We start from the raw sequence: 17677 nt of genomic DNA on the forward strand, positions 1-17677 counted from the left end.
GGAGTCTATTCTTGTCGGAATAGCCTTTCCCCCATGACGTTTCTCTTAATAGGCTATTTTATCTTTTAAATTATTTAGCACTTATTTAGATAACTATTCTTAAAAACTCTCAAATTACGCTGTGCCTCTTTATTTATATGGATGGCTTATTTCCATACTGAATTGATTTGTCGCGAGTGGAACTTTTATTTTCATAGTTAAATGTTACTATCAATTCGCCATGTTCTCGCATGGCGATTTTGTTATTTCAACTAAGGATGGTAATGATATGAATGCTAAACATTATATCGCAAAAATTTTTCTCGGCGGTATGTTAATGGGAGCCGCTGCAGGCAGCAGCGCGGCGGTTTATTACATGGCACCCAACGGCAACGACGCGAATAACGGCAGTAAAAACTCCCCCTGGGAAACAATCGACCGCGCACAGAAAACATTAAACCCTGGCGACCGCCTGTGGATCCGTGGTGGTAAATACGTGTTTACCAAAGGGCTCAATGTCTGTACGACGCGTACTGATGTAGTGAATGCGATCACGCTGAGTAAGAGTGGTACTGAAGGTAAGCGCATTGAGTATTGGGCATCTAGCGGGGAAGTACCGATTTTTGATTTCAGCCAGATGCAGGACGATTGCCGGGTCAAAGGGTTCAACGTCGTTGCAGACTGGGTTTCCGTAAAAGGACTGGAAATAACCGGTGTCCCACAGCGTAATAACCTTAACCATGAATCCTGGGGCGTGTGGATAAGGGGCAGCAATAATATATTCGAGCAGTTGAATATTCACCATATCATGGGAACGGGGCTGTTCATCCAGCGTGGTGGGAATAACCTGGTATTGAATAGTGACTCTCACCATAATTACGATCCACTGACCTCTAATGGTGCTGGCCAAAGTGGTGATGGCTTTGGTGCGCATATCCCTGCTAACCAACCGGGTAATATTTTCCGCGGTTGCCGGGCGTGGTCAAACTCGGATGATGGCTTCGATTTAATTAATGCTTATTCTCCGGTGCTGATTGAAAATTCCTGGGCCTGGTCGCACGGTTATTTACCGGGGACGACACAGTCACTGGCTGCGGGTAACGGTAACGGTTTTAAAATCGGTGGCTACGGTGGTGTTTATGTGGCGAATGCGGTGAAGCATACCGTGCGTAACTCGGTGGCGTTTTTAAATAAAGCAGCGGGTTTTTATGCCAATCACCATCCGGTAGCGAACGATTTCTTTAACAACACGGGCTATAAAAATAACCCGAACTTTACTATCCGCGGCATCGATGCAAACGGAAAAGCGATTGGACTGGGTACGCTGCGCAACAACGTTTCTCACGGTGGTAAAGACCTGTCGTTCTCCGATGGCGCGAACATGCGCTATAACTCGTGGGATCTGAAAATTGCGGTATCAGATTCTGATTTCGAGAGCGTTTCCGTGACCGGATGGGACGCACCGCGTCAGGCTGACGGCAGCTTGCCAGTACTGAAAAGTCTGCGTCTTGCTTCAGGCAGTGCGCTGATCAACAAGGGTGGGGATGTCAAACTGCCTTACAAAGGATCAGCCCCAGATCTGGGTGCCTTTGAGCGCGAATAAGAGCAGCGTGTTAACACGCTAGCCTGTCACGCCGATATTCCCTGCTGACGAGTAGGGAGTATCGCTGCAACAATCCCAGCAGGGCGTTATCTCTGCCGCCATTGATCCCCTTTTATTTGATCTGCGTTGAAGTATTTGTCATCCGCTCGTCGCATCATGGTGAATGGAGCTATTTGGCTCAACTGAGGTATAGCCGTTGATGGAACAGTTGAAATCGGAACTCAGTACGGTGTTGGGGGAAAGCCTCAGCCGACTTGAGCGCATAAGCGAGCAGCCGTATGCGGATCTGTATGCCTTGTATGATAAAGAAGGCAACGCCATTCCTTTGTTGGCTAAAAGTTATGTTTGTCAGGGCGTGGCGCAGCAGGAAGCCTACAAACTTTCGATGCTGGCGCGTGAGGGCGACGTGCGTCTGCCAACCGTTTATGGATTGGTCGTGACGCAACAGCAGCCTTATCGGGAACTGCTGCTGATTGAGCGCTTGCGCGGCGTGTCGGTGGAAGCGCCGCCACGAAACGGCCAGCGTTGGACGCTGCTGATGGATCAAATTGTTGAAAATGTATTGGCCTGGCACCGAATTGATAGTCACGGCTGCGTCGGTTCCGTGGACAGCACGCAGGACAATGACTGGTTCAGTTGGTATCAACAGCGTCTGGAAGTCCTGTGGTCCACGTTGCTCAATGTTAATGCGTCGCAGCTTACGCAGCAGGATCGGAGCGTGCTGTATCGCTCGCGCCAGTGCTTAAAAATGCTGTTTGACGATTTTGAGGATGGCTGTGTGTTGGTACACGGTAATTTGTCGCTGCGCAGTATGTTGAAGGATGCGCGTAGCGATCAGCTATTGGCAATGATCAATCCGGGAATGATGTTGTGGGCACCGAGAGAGTATGAACTCTTCCGGCTTTGTGAGTCCGGCATGCCGGAGCAACTGCTTTATCACTACCTGAAACAGGCACCGGTATCTGAATCCTTTGTCTACCGGCGCTGGCTCTATGTCATTTGGGAAGCCGTATCCCGCTATATTCACACGGGACAGCTAGACCGTCAGCTATTTGATGTCGCTTCCCGAGAGCTCTCTCCCTGGCTTGAGTGAGCCCGCGGATGTTCCGCGTCGTGCGGTGCTGCCGAGGTTCCCTTCAGTGCCTGCCAGAGTCGACCGAGCGTTTCATACCAGGCTCGTTCGCTGTGCGATAGATAGTAAGCGGAAGGGAACACTTTTTCCCACGGGTTGAGCGCGGAGGTTATCGCCATCTGATTGGCTGGCGCGGGAATCGGCGCTAGCCCTTGAGCTTGGAAAAATCGCATGGCGCGAGGCAAATGATTGGCCGAGGTCACCAGCAAGAAAGGGCGTTCGCCAACAATCTTAGCGGTTTCTGTCGCTTCCTCTTCCGTATCCCTTGGCGTATCCAGAATGATAATGTCCTGCTGGGGAATGCCCAGACTTTCGGCGACCAGCGCCGCGGTTTTCGCGCTGCTGACAGGGTTACCCTGTGCGGCTCCACCGGTAAAAATCAACTTTGCGCCAGGATTGGCATGATAAAGGCGAACACCTTCCGTGACGCGTGGGAGGCTGTTGCTGATGAGATTAGAACTGGGTGCCCATTCCGCGTTATAGGTATATCCCCCGCCTAACACGACAATATAGTCGGCTTTGCTCGCCTGCGGCGTTTGTCGCCAAGTTGGGTAGTGTGATTCCAATGGTAATAGCAACCGATCGGCAACAGGCTGCAAGCTGAGCAGAATAAGCATCAGCCAACTGGCTACTATTATCGCTTTTCCCGTGCGCTGCCGCTGGGTAAACCAAAGCAGCAACAGGCCAACACCCATCAGAAGCAATAGCAATGGTAGGGGCTGAAGAAGGCCACCGACGAACTTTTTGAGTGTGAAAAGCATAAAATTGCATTCCTTTTGAGTGAAAAAACCGCATTTGGGAAGATATCATGCGGTAAGGCCATTTATTCTAAGCCAGCCTGTGCCAAAATGGCAGGCTGTAAAAAATCGCATCGCGCAGACATGTCCTGCACGAGATCCCCGTTTATATGATGCGGAACAATGACTGATGCAGGATCGCAATTTTAACGATATCGCCGAAAAATTTGCTCAGAATATCTATGGCACGACGAAGGGGAGACTTCGGCTGGCGGTATTGTGGCAGGATCTTAGCGATCTTTTGACCCAGCTCCCAGCGCGGCCTTTGCGTATCCTTGATGCGGGGGGCGGTGAAGGGCAGATAGCCTGTCGTCTGGCAGCTTTAGGACATCAGGTATTGTTGTGCGATGTCTCCGGTGAGATGATTCAGCGCGCCAAACATGCGGCAGCGGCGCAGGGCGTTACCCATAATATGCGTTTTGTGCAGTGTGCCGCACAGGATATCGCGCAACATATGGATAGCCCCGCCGATCTGATATTGTTCCATGCGGTGCTGGAGTGGGTCGCGCAACCGCAGCAGGTACTGAAAACACTGTACGATTGTCTGTCACTGGGGGGCGCATTGTCCCTGATGTTCTATAACCATCATGGGCTGTTGATGCGTAACATGGTGGTGGGTAACTTTGATTATGTTCAGGCTGGGATGCCTAAGGGTAAACGGCGCTCGCTCTCGCCGGATCACCCGCTGAACCCGCAAGACGTGTACGGCTGGCTTGATGAGATGGGGCTGGCCATTAGCGGGAAAACTGGCGTGCGCGTGTTTCATGACTACTTGAAAAATAAACAGCAGCAAGTTGAGAAATTTGACGACATTCTGGAAATTGAACAGCGGTATTGTCGGCAAGAGCCTTTTGTGAGTTTGGGCCGTTATATCCATGTCATGGCGCATAAACCCCATTTAAAGGATGCATTATGAGTGATTTTTCCCAGACTGTACCCGAACTGGTCGCCTGGGCACGAAAAAACGATTTCTCCATTTCCCTCCCCACCGAACGCCTGGCGTTTTTGATGGCGATTGCCACGCTTAACGGCGAACGCATGGATGGTGAAATGAGTGAAGGTGAGCTGATTGATGCCTTCCGTCATGTGAGTCAGGGATTTGATCAGACGAACGAAACCATTACCCTTCGCGCCAATAACGCGATTAACGATCTGGTGCGCCAGCGCTTGCTTAACCGCTTTACCAGCGAGCAGGCCGAAGGTCATGCGATTTATCGTCTGACGCCGCTGGGGATTGGCATTACCGATTATTACATCCGGCAGCGTGAGTTCTCGACGCTGCGCCTTTCTATGCAGCTCTCTATCGTGGCGCAAGAGCTCAGCCGTGCCGCTGATGCGGCGGAGGAAGACGGTGATGAGTTTCACTGGCACCGCAACGTCTTTGCGCCGCTGAAATACTCCGTTGCAGAAATTTTTGACAGTATCGATCTGTCACAGCGCGTAATGGATGAGCAGCAGCAGGGTGTTAAAGACGATATCGCCGCGCTGTTAAATCAGGACTGGCGAGCAGCGATCAGTAGCTGTGAACAACTGCTGACGGAAACGTCATCGACGCTGCGTGAGTTGCAGGATACGCTGGAAGCCGCTGGCGACAAATTGCAGACGAGCCTGTTGAGCATTCAGGATGCGATTATGAATAATCCGCATAATCTGGAGTTTGTCGACAAGCTGGTGTTTGACCTGCAAAACAAACTCGATCGCATTGTGAGCTGGGGACAGCAGACGATAGATCTGTGGATTGGTTATGACCGCCACGTACATAAGTTTATCCGTACCGCGATTGATATGGATAAAAACCGCGTCTTTGCCCAGCGGTTGCGTCAGTCGGTGCAGAGCTATTTTGATAGCCCTTGGGCGCTGACGTTTGCCAACGCGGATCGTCTGCTGGATATGCGTGACGAAGAGCTGACGCTGCGCAGTGAAGAAGTCACCGGTGAACTGCCGCCGGAGCTGGAATACGAAGAGTTTAGTGAAATGCGCGAGCAGTTAATCGCGCTGGTCGAGCAGGCGCTGCATAAATATAAAGCGCAACAGATCCCACTGAATTTGAGTGAAGTGATGCGTGAGTACCTCGCGCAGCATCCTCGCTCGCGGCATTTTGATGTTGCCCGAATCGTGGTCGACCAGGCAGTACGTCTGGGCGTAGCCGAAACAGATTTCACCGGATTGCCTGCATTGTGGCAGGCGATCAATGATTACGGAGCCAAGGTGCAGGCCCATGTCATCGACAAATATTGAACAATTTATGCCAGTGAAGCTGGCAACCGCGCTGTCGAATAACCTCTTCCCTGCGTTGGACAGCCAATTGCGCGCTGGTCGCCATATTGGTATTGAAGAACTGGAAAACCACGTATTTTTGATGGATTTTCAGGAGGTGCTGGAAGCCTTCTACAGCCGTTATAACGTGGAATTGATCCGCGCGCCGGAAGGATTTTTCTATCTGCGTCCGCGTTCTACCACGCTCATCTCGCGCTCGGTATTGTCTGAGCTGGATATGATGGTAGGGAAAATTCTCTGCTATCTCTATCTGAGTCCGGAGCGTTTGGCGCACGAAGGCATTTTCAGCCAGCAGGAGTTGTATGAAGAGCTACTGAGTCTGGCGGATGAAAGCAAGCTGTTGAAGCTGGTTAACCAGCGTTCTACCGGCTCCGATCTGGATCGCCAAAAATTACAGGAAAAAGTCAGAACCTCACTCAACCGCTTACGTCGGTTAGGCATGATCTACTTTATGGGCAATGACAGCAGCAAATTCAGAATTACTGAATCGGTGTTCCGCTTCGGAGCTGATGTGCGCAGCGGCGATGATGCCCGCGAAGCACAGCTACGCATGATTCGCGATGGTGAAGCGATGCCTGTTGAAGGTAGTTTGTCGCTGAAAGATGACAGCGACGATAACGATCGCACCGATGATACCGCGCCAGAAACGGGCGAGGATGAATAAGTGTTGAGGATGAACAGGAATGATTGAACGCGGTAAATTTCGCTCACTAACGCTTGTCAACTGGAACGGCTTTTTCGCCCGCACCTTCGATCTGGATGAACTGGTTACCACGCTATCCGGCGGTAACGGTGCCGGGAAATCCACTACGATGGCCGCCTTTATTACGGCGCTGATCCCTGACCTGACGCTGTTGCACTTCAGGAACACCACCGAAGCCGGTGCCACCAGCGGCTCACGCGATAAAGGTCTGCACGGTAAATTGCGTGCCGGCGTCTGCTACTCCACGCTGGATGTCGTTAACTCGCGTCATCAGCGCGTGCTGGTTGGGGTTCGTCTCCAGCAGGTGGCAGGGCGCGACCGTAAAGTTGACATCAAGCCTTTCACCATTCAGGGATTGCCGACGGCGATACAGCCGACGCAAATTCTGACGCAGATGGTCGGCGATCGTCAGGCCCGCGTGCTCTCATTGCAAGAGCTGAAAGAGCGCGTCGAGGAGATGGAAGGTGTTCAGTTCAAGCAGTTTAACTCCATCACCGACTATCACTCGCTGATGTTTGATTTGGGCGTGGTGCCGCGTCGCCTGCGTTCTGCTTCCGATCGCAGTAAGTTCTATCGTCTGATCGAAGCGTCGCTGTACGGCGGTATCTCCAGCGCGATTACTCGCTCGCTGCGTGACTACCTACTGCCGGAAAACAGCGGCGTGCGGAAAGCGTTTCAGGATATGGAAGCCGCGCTGCGTGAAAACCGCATGACGCTGGAAGCGATTCGCGTTACCCAGTCCGATCGCGACTTGTTTAAGCACCTGATCTCTGAAGCGACTTCCTATGTTGCCGCCGACTACATGCGGCACGCCAATGAGCGTCGTATTCATCTGGATGGGGTGTTGGAACTGCGGCGTGACCTGTTCTCCAGCCGTAAGCAACTGTCGAGTGAGCACTATCGTCATGTAGAAATGGCGCGGGAGCTGGCGGAGCAAAGTGGTGCCGAAGGCGATCTGGAAACGGATTATCAGGCAGCAAGCGACCACCTGAATCTGGTGCAGACCGCGATGCGTCAGCAGGAAAAAATCGAGCGCTATAACGCCGACCTGGAAGAATTGAGCTATCGCCTCGAGGAACAAAACGAGGTGGTGGAAGAAGCGCGGGAGCAGCAGGCAGAAAACGAAGAACGCGCCGATGCTGCCGAGCTGGAAGTGGATGAACTGAAAAGCCAGCTTGCCGATTATCAGCAGGCACTGGACGTGCAGCAGACGCGCGCCATTCAGTATCAGCAGGCTCAGCAGGCGCTGGAACGCGCGCGGTCGCTGTGTCAGTTGCCAGATTTAACGGCTGAAAATGCTGATGAGTGGCTGGACAGCTATCAGGCGAAAGAGCAGGAAGCGACAGAAATTTTGATGCTGCTGGAGCAGAAACTGAGCGTGGCCGATGCGGCGCACGGTCAATTTGAACAAGCCTATCAGTTGGTGAGCAAGATTGCCGGTGCGGTGAATCGCAACGAAGCCTGGCAGGTTGCCCGCGACCTGTTGCGCGATAGCGCTTCACAACGCTATCAGGCGGAGCGGGTACAGCCGCTGAGGATGCGTCTGTCTGAGTTGGAACAGCGCCTGCGCGAACAGCAGGATGCCGAGCGATTATTGCAGGATTTCAGCAAACGCAACGGTCAGGATTATCAACCGGAAGCGCTGGAATCACTCCAGCAAGAACTTGATGCCCGCATCGAAACGCTGTCATCGCTGGTGGCAGAAGCGGGTGAGCGTCGCATGGCGCTACGTCAGGAGCTGGAGCAGACTCAACAGCGCATTCAGAAGCTGACGGCGCGTGCGCCAGTCTGGCTGGCTGCACAGGAAATGTTGACGCAACTGAGCGAGCAGAGCGGCGAAACGTTTGAAGATAGCCGTCAGGTGACGGAATTCATGCAGCAGTTGCTGGAGCGTGAGCGTGAAACCACGGTTGAACGTGATGACATCGCAGCGCGTAAACGGCAGATCGAAGCGCAGATTGAGCGCCTGAGTCAGCCCGGCGGTTCGGAAGACCCGCGCCTGAATGCGCTGGCGGAACGCTTTGGCGGCGTGCTGCTGTCTGAGATTTATGATGACGTGACGTTGGATGATGCGCCGTACTTCTCCGCGTTGTATGGTCCCTCCCGCCATGCCATTGTGGTGTCCGATCTTTCTCTGGTACGCGATCAGCTTGCCGGTCTGGAAGACTGCCCGGAAGACCTGTATCTGATCGAGGGGGATCCGCAGTCGTTTGATGACAGCGTATTTGCCGTTGAAGAGCTGGAACGTGCCGTCGTGGTGAAAGTCGCGGAGCGTCAGTGGCGTTATTCGCGTTTCCCTGAAGTGCCGTTGTTTGGCCGTGCTGCGCGGGAAATGCGTCTGGAAAGCCTGCGTGATGAGCGTGAAGCGCTGGCCGAACAGTACGCGACGCTGTCATTCGACGTGCAGAAAACACAGCGCCTGCACCAGTCGTTCAGCCGCTTTATCGGTACGCATCTGGCTGTCGTTTTTGATGATGATCCCGAAGCGGAAATCCGTACCCTCAGTTCCCGTCGTGGCGAGCTGGATCGGGCGATGGCGAGCTTTGATGGCGAAAACCAACAGCAGCGTCAGCAGTACGATCAGGCGAAAGAAGCTAGCGCACAGCTGAATAAACTGATTCCGCGAATTAGCCTGCTTTGCGATGAAACATTGCAGGATCGCGTGGAAGAGATTCGTGCAGAGCTGGATGAAACCGAAGAGTCTGCTCGTTTCATTCAGCAGCATGGTGCAACGCTGGCTAAGCTGGAACCATTGGTTTCTGTCCTGCAAAATGACCCGCAGCAGCATGAGCAGTTGCAGGAAGATTATACGCAGGCACAGAACGCACAGCGGCAGGCAAAACAGCAGGCGTTTGCGTTGACCGAAGTTGTACAGCGTCGCGCGCACTTCAGCTATGCCGATTCGGCCGGAATGTTGGGTGAAAATGCGGGCTTAAATGACAAACTGCGCCATCGTTTGGAACAGGCTGAAGCGGAACGGACAAAAGCGCGTGAACAGCTCCGCCAGCATCAGGCACAGCTGACGCAGTACAGTCAGGTTCAGGCATCGCTGAAAAGTTCTTACGATGCCAAGCAGGACATGCTGAAGGAGCTGACGCAAGAGCTTCAGGATATCGGCGTCCGTGCGGATGCTGATGCCGAAGCGCGTGCCCGTCAACGTCGTGATGAGCTGCATGCGGCATTAAGCACCAACCGCTCGCGGCGGAATCAGTTGGAAAAACAGATTACGTTCTGTGAAGCAGAAATGGACAGTTTGCAGAAGAAGTTGCGCAAACTGGAGCGTGATTACCATCAGATGCGTGAGCAGGTTGTTACGGCGAAAGCGGGCTGGTGCGCGGTCATGCGTTTGGTGAAAGACAACGGCGTCGAGCGTCGCCTGCACCGTCGTGAACTCGCTTATATGGAAGGCGATGAACTGCGTTCCATGTCGGATAAAGCGCTGGGTGCGCTGCGTCTGGCGGTTGCAGATAACGAACATTTGCGCGATGTGCTGCGGCTTTCCGAAGATCCGAAGCGGCCTGAGCGCAAGATCCAGTTTTATATCGCCGTTTACCAGCATCTGCGCGAGCGTATCCGTCAGGATATTATCCGCACTGATGATCCGGTAGAAGCGATTGAGCAGATGGAGATCGAGCTTAACCGTCTGACAGAAGAGCTGACGGCGCGTGAGCAGATGCTGGCCATCAGTTCACGCAGCGTGGCAAACATCATTCGTAAAACGATCCAGCGCGAGCAGAACCGCATTCGGATGCTGAACCAAGGGCTGCAAGCGGTCGCATTTGGTCAGGTGAAGAGCGTTCGTCTCAACGTCAACGTGCGCGAAACGCATACTACGTTGCTCAACGTGTTGTCCGAACAGCAGGAAATGCATCAGGATCTGTTTAACAGCAACCGTCTGACCTTCTCGGAAGCGTTGGCAAAACTGTATCAGCGCCTGAATCCTGAAATTGATATGGGACAGCGCACGCCGCAAACCATCGGTGAAGAGCTGCTGGATTACCGAAACTACCTTGAAATGGAAGTTGAAGTTAACCGTGGCGCGGATGGCTGGCTACGGGCGGAAAGTGGCGCGCTGTCGACCGGGGAAGCCATTGGTACTGGGATGTCGATTCTGGTCATGGTGGTGCAGAGCTGGGAAGAAGAGTCTAAGCGCCTGCGTGGCAAAGATATTATTCCATGTCGTCTGCTCTTCCTCGATGAGGCGGCACGTCTGGATGCTAAGTCGATTGCGACACTGTTCGAGCTCTGCGATCGTCTGGAAATGCAGTTGGTCATCGCGGCACCGGAAAATATCAGTCCCGAGAAGGGAACCACCTATAAGCTGGTGCGTAAAGTCTACCAGAACAACGAGCACGTCCATGTGGTCGGGCTGCGCGGTTTCGGAACGGAAGCGCCAGAGACGCAAGAGCAAGCCTCGTAGTGGGGAGCGGTAAAGGTGGTCGTTGTAAACTTTGCCGCTATGTTCTCCTATAATGATAAGGCCGCTTTTTTAAGCGACTTGAGGTTGCTGACAAAGTCTGTTGAGCGGGAGTAACGGATAGATCGTAAAGTCGCTGTAAATACATCCATGTACGCTCGAATTGCGCTATCCCTGGCGCAAACGCTTTACTCTTCTATTCCGTTACTCCCGTTTTCGTTCAGAAAATCGGTTTGTCAACAGTCTGAAGCCGCTTTTTTAAGCGGCTTTATTTTTTCGTAACGCGTTGCTTAAAAAGAATGCTGACGGCGAATAGGTTCATCAAATATTAAGATAATACCCAGAAGAAGAAGCAAAAATATTTTTCTCTTTATATACTGACGATAAAACGATTGCAGGCCGTAGAAGGATTTGCGGTTTTATGTTGCAAGGTGGCGTACCGTAATAACGGGCGCGATATAAAAACGATCACATTTCATTCTTTCTCGTTTTCTACACGAGCAAAGTGAAAGAATGTGCTTACGCGAGTATGACCGTATACGAGCGAATTCGGTTTGTTATTTCCATATCCAGCGTGGATTGTCGTGAAAGCATAGTGATTAATGAGTACAGGGGATAAATGGATGTTGTTGTTACATAAACGAAAAATGGTCAGGCTGCTGTTACGCGTGGGTTGTATTTGGGTCGGAAGCCTGTCTCCTTCGTTTTCGGTGCTGGCAGCATCTCCGACGGTGGTATCCGGCTTATCGCAAAGCTCGGGCGTGGTGTCTGTAGAAAATAGCCGTGCAGGGCTTCTGGCCGCGCTGCCGCACGGTATGACGTTACATTATCTCTCTGATTTATCATCGCTTTATGCCCAGCATCAGATGCAACCTATGTGGGCAGATAACCGTGCGGTTCAACAGTTTCAACAACAGCTGGCCGAATTAGCGATAGCGGGCGTACAGCCGCAGTTCACTACGTGGGTAACCTGGCTGACCGATCCGCAATTGACCGGATTTGCGCGCGATGCCGTGCTCTCGGATGCGATGCTGGGCTATTTGCAGTTCGTCTCGGGTGTAGAGCGTAGCGGTAATGACTGGTTGTACAGCAGCGTACCTTACCGTCTGCAATCGCCGGCGCTCAATATCGTTTCGCAATGGCAACAGGCCGTGAAATCCGGCACCAGCGCGGCCTATGTGGTTTCGCTGGCACCACAGCATTCGCAATACGCCAAAATGCATGAAGCGCTGAAGACGATGCTGACGGACAATCGACCGTGGCCGAGCCTGAATCTGGTGGAGTCTCTGCGTCCGGAACAGCAGAGTCGTGAACTGGCGGTACTGCGTGAGATTCTGCAACGTACTGGCATGCTGTCTTCAACGGAGAGCATTACGCTATTTAACGAAAATACCGCCGCGACGACGGTATCGACAACAGGGCAGGCTCCGCTGGTCGAGGGCGGTGCTATCGACGATCGTTATACTGGCGAACTGGTTGACGCGGTTAAACGCTTCCAGCACTGGCAAGGGCTGGAGGATGATGGCGTTATTGGTAAGCGTACGCGTGATTGGCTCAATGTGTCCCCGCAAATGCGCGCAACGCTGCTGGCGCTGAATATCCAGCGTCTGCGTCTGTTACCGGACAATGTTCACACCGGTATCATGGTGAACATCCCCAATTATTCACTGATCTATTATCAGGATGGCGCTGAACGCTTGTCATCGCGCGTCATTGTTGGACAGCCTAAACGCAAAACGCCATTGATGAGCAGCTCGCTGTATAACGTGGTGGTCAATCCGCCGTGGAATGTTCCTACGACGCTGACTCGGCAGGACATCATTCCTAAAGTCGTACGCGACCCCGGTTATCTACAGCGTCATGGCTACACGGTGTTGTCCGGCTGGAGTCAGGATGCTGAAGCGATCGATCCTTCCATGATCGATTGGCCGATGGTTTCCGCAGAGCGCTTCCCTTATCGACTGCGTCAGGCCCCAGGTGCGAATAACTCGCTGGGACGCTATAAATTCAATATGCCGAATTCAGAAGCAATTTATCTGCACGACACGCCTAATCACAATCTGTTCCAGCGTGATATCCGGGCGCTGAGCTCCGGCTGCGTGCGGGTTAATAAAGCATCGGAACTGGCTAGCATGTTATTGCAGGATGCGGGGTGGAATAATAGTCGTATTTCTTCCACGCTGGATCAGGGAAATACCACCTTTGTGTCAATGAAACATCGGATTCCGGTCAACCTCTATTACCTGACCGCGTGGGTGGCGGAAGATGGTAGACCGCAGTTCCGAACAGATATTTACAATTATGATGACACCGCTCGTGCCGGGACGAAAGTGCTGTCCAGAGCAGGGCTGTTGCTTCAGTAAGTATTGAAAACACGAGCATTAGCGGTATCGGTATTTTATCGTTTTGCGGGGGATCGATGCGATCTCCCGCAAACCCGTAAGCAAAGCGGGTTGACTCACTTTTCTCTGGCAGTTAAGGTTCAAGGCGGCACGTTTTGTGCCTCCTTTTATACCGTTCTTTAGCCAGGGTACTTGTTCTATGGATCACATTGACAATCATCGCCGTAAGTGGCTTGCACTGGGTGGTGCCGCGTTGGGTATCGCACTGCTTCCCGGTCAGGCATTTGCGACGTTATCTACACCCCGACCACGAATTTTGACGCTGAACAATCTGAATACCGGAGAGCGGCTGAAAACGGAATTCTTTGATGGCAAACGGTATAACAAGTCAGAACTTTCCCGCCTGAATCACTTTTTCCGCGACTATCGCGCCAATAAAGTCAAAACGATTGATCCCCAACTCTTCGATCAGCTCTATCGCTTACAGGTGATGTTGGGCACCAACAAGCCCGTACAGCTGATTTCTGGTTATCGCGCGATAGATACGAATAATGAATTACGCGCGCATAGCAGAGGTGTGGCAAAGCAGAGCTACCACACGAAAGGGCAGGCGATGGATTTCCACATTGAAGGCGTTCAACTCGCTAATATTCGTAAAGCGGCGATGAAAATGCGTGCCGGCGGCGTTGGCTACTACCCACGCAGCGATTTCGTTCACATCGATACCGGCCCCGTCCGCACCTGGTAATCTGCTACCGCAGCACGACACTTTTTTGATTCGGCTCGCTGAGACATCGCGAGCCGCTCAGTTTATTCAACATGGAGTGATATGAAATATCAAATTGTCCCGGTGACGGCATTTAGCCAGAACTGCACGTTGTTATGGTGCGAAAAAACCAATGAAGCGGCGATTGTCGATCCCGGTGGTGATGCAGAAAAAATCAAACGTGCCGTCGCGGATGCAGGAATTTCGGTTAAACAGATTCTGTTAACGCACGGTCATCTGGATCATGTTGGCGCGGCTGCGGAGTTAGCCGAGCACTATCAGGTCGCAATTATTGGCCCGCAGATTGAAGACGCTTTCTGGCTGGAAGGGTTACCGGCACAGAGCCGGATGTTTGGTCTGGAAGAATGCGCGCCGCTGACGCCATCGCGTTGGCTACAGGAAGGTGATGAGGTCAGCGTGGGTGAGACGACACTAGCGGTTTTCCATTGCCCAGGCCATACTCCGGGTCACATTGTTTTCTTTGATGCGGAATCGCGTCTGGCGCAGGTGGGTGATGTGATTTTTAACGGTGGCGTAGGGCGTACCGATTTCCCACAGGGAGATCATCAGGCATTGATTGCGTCCATCAAAAACAAACTGTTGCCGCTGGGTGATGATGTGACGTTTATCCCGGGACACGGCCCGATGTCGACCTTAGGACATGAGCGCAAAACCAACCCTTTCCTGCGTGAAGATGCCGCGATTTGGTAGTGTTTTATAGACTTGAAACGCAGAAATAAAAAAGCCGACATTTTATGTCGGCTTTTTTGATTGCAGAAGAATCAGAGTACGGCAACAATTGCTTCGCAGAGCGGAGCCATATTTTCTGGCGTCATTCCTGCAACGTTGATTCGGCCAGAATTCACCGCGTAAACGCCGAATTCGTCACGCAGACGCAGAACCTGCTCTTTGGTCAAGCCGCTGAATGAGAACATCCCATTCTGGTCGATGATGAAGGAGAAATCCTGCTGCGCGCCTTTTTCCTGCAAGGTGTTCACGAACAGCTGACGCATACGCTGAATGCGCTCACGCATCGCCGTCAATTCCTGCTCCCACATGGTTTTAAGCGCGTCGTTGCCCAGAATGGTCGCAACAACGGTCGCGCCGTGTGACGGTGGGTTGGAGTAGTTTGCGCGAATAGCGGCTTTCACCTGGCTGAATGCTTTGTCTGCCGTTGCGGCATCAGCGGCAACCAGCGTGCAGGCACCGACGCGCTCATTGTACAAACCGAAGTTTTTAGAGTACGAGCTGCAAACGATCAGTTCATCGTGTTTTGCAGCAAAGAGACGCAGGCCTTCCGCATCTTCTTCGAGCCCACGGGCAAAGCCCTGATAGGCGAAGTCAAACAGCGGCAGCCAGCCTTTGGCTACCGACAGCTCGGCCAGCGTAGCCCACTGCTCAGCGGTAGGGTCGATACCGGTTGGGTTATGGCAACAGCCGTGGAACAGCACCACGTCACCCGCTTGTGCAGCGTTCAGGCTATTCAGCAGGCCATCAAAATCCAGCGCATGGTTTGCGGCATCGTAGTAGTCATACTGGCACACTTCCAAACCGACAGCGGAGAAGACGTTGTTGTGATTTGGCCAGGTTGGGTTGCTGATCCAAATGCGTTTTGCCGACGTTTGATTTGCAATGAAATCAGCGGCTACACGCAACGCACCGGTTCCGCCCGGCGTTTGCGCCGTGCGGGCTCGTTTGTCTGCAATGATGGCATTCTGCTTGCCAAACAACAGCTCCTGCGTGCACTGACCGAATGCTGGCAGACCGTCAATGCCCAGATAATTTTTGGTGGTTTCATTTTCCAGCAGATAGTGTTCTGCTTTTTTTACGCTGGTCAGAACCGGAGTTTTACCGGTTTCATCTTTATAGACACCAATACCCAGATTGATTTTATTCGCGCGGTCATCGGCGCGGAAAAGATCCGTCAGCCCGAGAATAGGATCGGCCGGTGCGGCAGAGATATTTTCAAACATTGCCAGAATGTTCCATAACTGAGATGAAATAAGAATTCTCAGAGTACCGTCAGTAAAAGGCTTTGCCAACCGTTGATGTCAAAAAGAAAGGGAAATAACAGGGAGAAGGAGAGAGACGAAATAAAAGACTGGTTAGGCGAGAATAATTGGCGCAGCGTGGCGTAAAGCAGAAACAAAAAAACGTTGGCAGAGTTTTTCTGCGTTGCTGGCGACGGCTCGTAAGGTGCTGTTCAGCACACAATAAAAAAGACAGAGCCGAAGCCCTGTCTTTTCATGCAATACGAACGATTAACTCGTTACGTTATGCTGAGGCAACTTAGAACTGGTAAGTCAGACCAAGAGCAACTTTATCGTCGTCGCTGATGCCATAAACATTATCAGATTTGATCAGGTTGATATCGTATTCAGTGTAAACAGACATGTTTTTGTTGAATGCATAAGTCGCACCCAAGCTAACATATTTGGTGATGTAATCGTTACGATTGTTAGCATCGTCCTGAGCTTTAGCTTGTACGTAGCCCAGCGACGGAGTCAGACCGAAGTCGAAATTGTATTGGGCAACAGCTTCAAAGACTTTGGTTTTGTCAGCGAACACGGTATCAGTAGCAACAAAATTCGTGCTACCTGGGTTGTTAAGATTGCTTACATTGCGGAATTCATTGTAGGTAGCAGCCAAGTAGATGCTGTTAGCATCATATTTCAGACCTGTACCCCATGCTTCAGCTTTTTTACCACGACCAGAAGCAAACGCATTCTGTTCATCAGTACGGTTAACTGCTGCGTAAGAACCAACAACACCTAAGCCGATATCAGATTCGTAGGAAGAAGAAATACCCCATCCGTCACCGTTTTGAGTAGCGACACTGTTAGCTCCGCTACGGTTGTTGAGGGTGTCTTTGCTGTTTTTACCTTGGTATTGAACAGCGAAGTTCCAGCCATCAACCAGACCGAAGAAGTTTTTATTACGGTAGGTAGCAACACCAGTAGAACGGCCAGTCAGGAAGTTATCAGAGTTAGACTGATCGCCACCCCATTCAGGCAGGACGTCGGTCCAAGCCAGTGAGTCGTATGCAATACCGAGGTTACGACCGTAGTCGAAAGAACCGTAATCAGCGAATTTCAGACCAGCAAAAGCATAGCGAGTTTTGTCACTTTTGCCGCCGTCTGCTTCAGCGTTACGTGCGCTGAATTCATATTCAAAACGACCATAGCCAGTCAGTTCGCTGGTGATCTGAGTTTCGCCTTTGAAGCCTAAACGAGCGTAAGTTTTATCGCCATTGTTTGAGCTGTCATCAGAAAAATAGTGTTTAGCGGTAACTTTACCCGTCAGATCCAGCTTGTTGCCATCTTTGTTATAAACTTCAGCGGCGTTTGCTGCGCCTGCGACTAACAGAGCTGGGATTACTACTGCAAGAATGTTGCGTTTCATCATTATTACCCTCATTGGTGTTATTTAGACACCTGCCACTGCCATAAATAATTCTTTACGGAACTATTCCTGAAAGTTTGGTGTCTTCCTGTGTCTGAACGCAGTTTTCCATTCACTCGCCAGTTAATCCACCCTAAAGATGCTACAAACTTCGTAATCGAGTAACAAATGGAAATAATGTGTATCTAAATGTAAAAATCAGGGAACTTTGTGAGGCATAACAAAAATTAAAAAAAAAGAGCCGGGAAACCCGACTCTT

Annotated in this window: 12 protein-coding genes; 9 read left to right on the plus strand and 3 right to left on the minus strand. The window is 51.7% G+C overall.

The features are described from left to right. Positions 1 to 268 precede the first annotated feature (268 nt). Together pelN and H0248_RS15600 are read left to right on the plus strand one after the other, a co-directional pair. The gene (gene pelN, locus H0248_RS15595; protein ID WP_180786589.1) at positions 269 to 1582 is read left to right on the plus strand and encodes a pectate lyase PelN; all 1314 of its coding nucleotides are present in this window, start codon (positions 269 to 271) and stop codon (positions 1580 to 1582) included. A gap of 199 nt (positions 1583 to 1781) precedes the next feature. Continuing rightward, complete coding sequence (locus tag H0248_RS15600) at positions 1782 to 2675, plus strand: YcbJ family phosphotransferase (RefSeq protein ID WP_180786590.1); 894 nt, start codon at positions 1782 to 1784, stop codon at positions 2673 to 2675. Here the strand turns inward: H0248_RS15600 and elyC are convergent. Next, complete coding sequence (gene elyC, locus H0248_RS15605) at positions 2627 to 3475, minus strand: envelope biogenesis factor ElyC (protein WP_180786591.1); 849 nt, start codon at positions 3473 to 3475, stop codon at positions 2627 to 2629. The two genes, H0248_RS15600 and elyC, sit on opposite strands and share 49 nt — an antisense overlap. Before the next feature lie 166 nt (positions 3476 to 3641). Here elyC and cmoM point away from each other — a divergent pair, with 166 nt between their 5' ends. The 7 genes from cmoM (at position 3642) to H0248_RS15640 (ending at position 14727) form a co-directional block, all read left to right on the plus strand. Then, entirely contained in the window at positions 3642 to 4427 is a 786-nt protein-coding gene (cmoM, locus tag H0248_RS15610; RefSeq protein WP_180786592.1) for a tRNA uridine 5-oxyacetic acid(34) methyltransferase CmoM, read from the plus strand. After that, the gene (gene mukF / locus H0248_RS15615) at positions 4424 to 5749 is read left to right on the plus strand and encodes a chromosome partition protein MukF (protein WP_180786593.1); all 1326 of its coding nucleotides are present in this window, start codon (positions 4424 to 4426) and stop codon (positions 5747 to 5749) included. Before cmoM ends, mukF begins: the two co-directional genes overlap by 4 nt. Next, a complete protein-coding gene (gene mukE, locus H0248_RS15620) occupies positions 5730 to 6452 on the plus strand; it encodes a chromosome partition protein MukE (protein WP_180786594.1) in 723 nt (240 codons plus the stop codon). The genes mukF and mukE overlap by 20 nt, the downstream gene beginning before the upstream one ends. Positions 6453 to 6471: 19 nt before the next feature. Continuing rightward, positions 6472 to 10911, plus strand: a complete 4440-nt coding sequence (gene mukB, locus H0248_RS15625; protein WP_039500738.1) for a chromosome partition protein MukB — start codon at positions 6472 to 6474, stop codon at positions 10909 to 10911. Positions 10912 to 11531: 620 nt separating this feature from the next. Continuing rightward, positions 11532 to 13271 carry a L,D-transpeptidase gene (ldtD, locus tag H0248_RS15630; RefSeq protein WP_180786595.1) on the plus strand — a complete coding sequence of 580 codons (1740 nt, stop codon included), beginning with the start codon at positions 11532 to 11534 and terminating at the stop codon, positions 13269 to 13271. 178 nt (positions 13272 to 13449) lie between these two features. Continuing rightward, on the plus strand, positions 13450 to 13998 hold the full coding sequence (locus H0248_RS15635) for a YcbK family protein (RefSeq protein WP_010277035.1): 549 nt from the start codon (positions 13450 to 13452) through the stop codon (positions 13996 to 13998). 81 nt (positions 13999 to 14079) lie between these two features. After that, complete coding sequence (locus H0248_RS15640; protein WP_014915118.1) at positions 14080 to 14727, plus strand: MBL fold metallo-hydrolase; 648 nt, start codon at positions 14080 to 14082, stop codon at positions 14725 to 14727. Between the two features lie 71 nt (positions 14728 to 14798). Here the strand turns inward: H0248_RS15640 and H0248_RS15645 are convergent, their stop codons facing one another. Both H0248_RS15645 and H0248_RS15650 read right to left on the minus strand, forming a co-directional pair. Then, on the minus strand, positions 14799 to 15989 hold the full coding sequence (locus H0248_RS15645) for an amino acid aminotransferase (RefSeq protein ID WP_039500745.1): 1191 nt from the start codon (positions 15987 to 15989) through the stop codon (positions 14799 to 14801). Between the two features lie 316 nt (positions 15990 to 16305). Next, complete coding sequence (locus tag H0248_RS15650; protein ID WP_284070765.1) at positions 16306 to 17421, minus strand: porin; 1116 nt, start codon at positions 17419 to 17421, stop codon at positions 16306 to 16308. Between the last annotated feature and the right edge of the window lie 256 nt (positions 17422 to 17677).

This window comes from Pectobacterium brasiliense (genome assembly GCF_013449685.1).
Classification (GTDB): Bacteria; Pseudomonadota; Gammaproteobacteria; order Enterobacterales; family Enterobacteriaceae; genus Pectobacterium; species Pectobacterium brasiliense_A.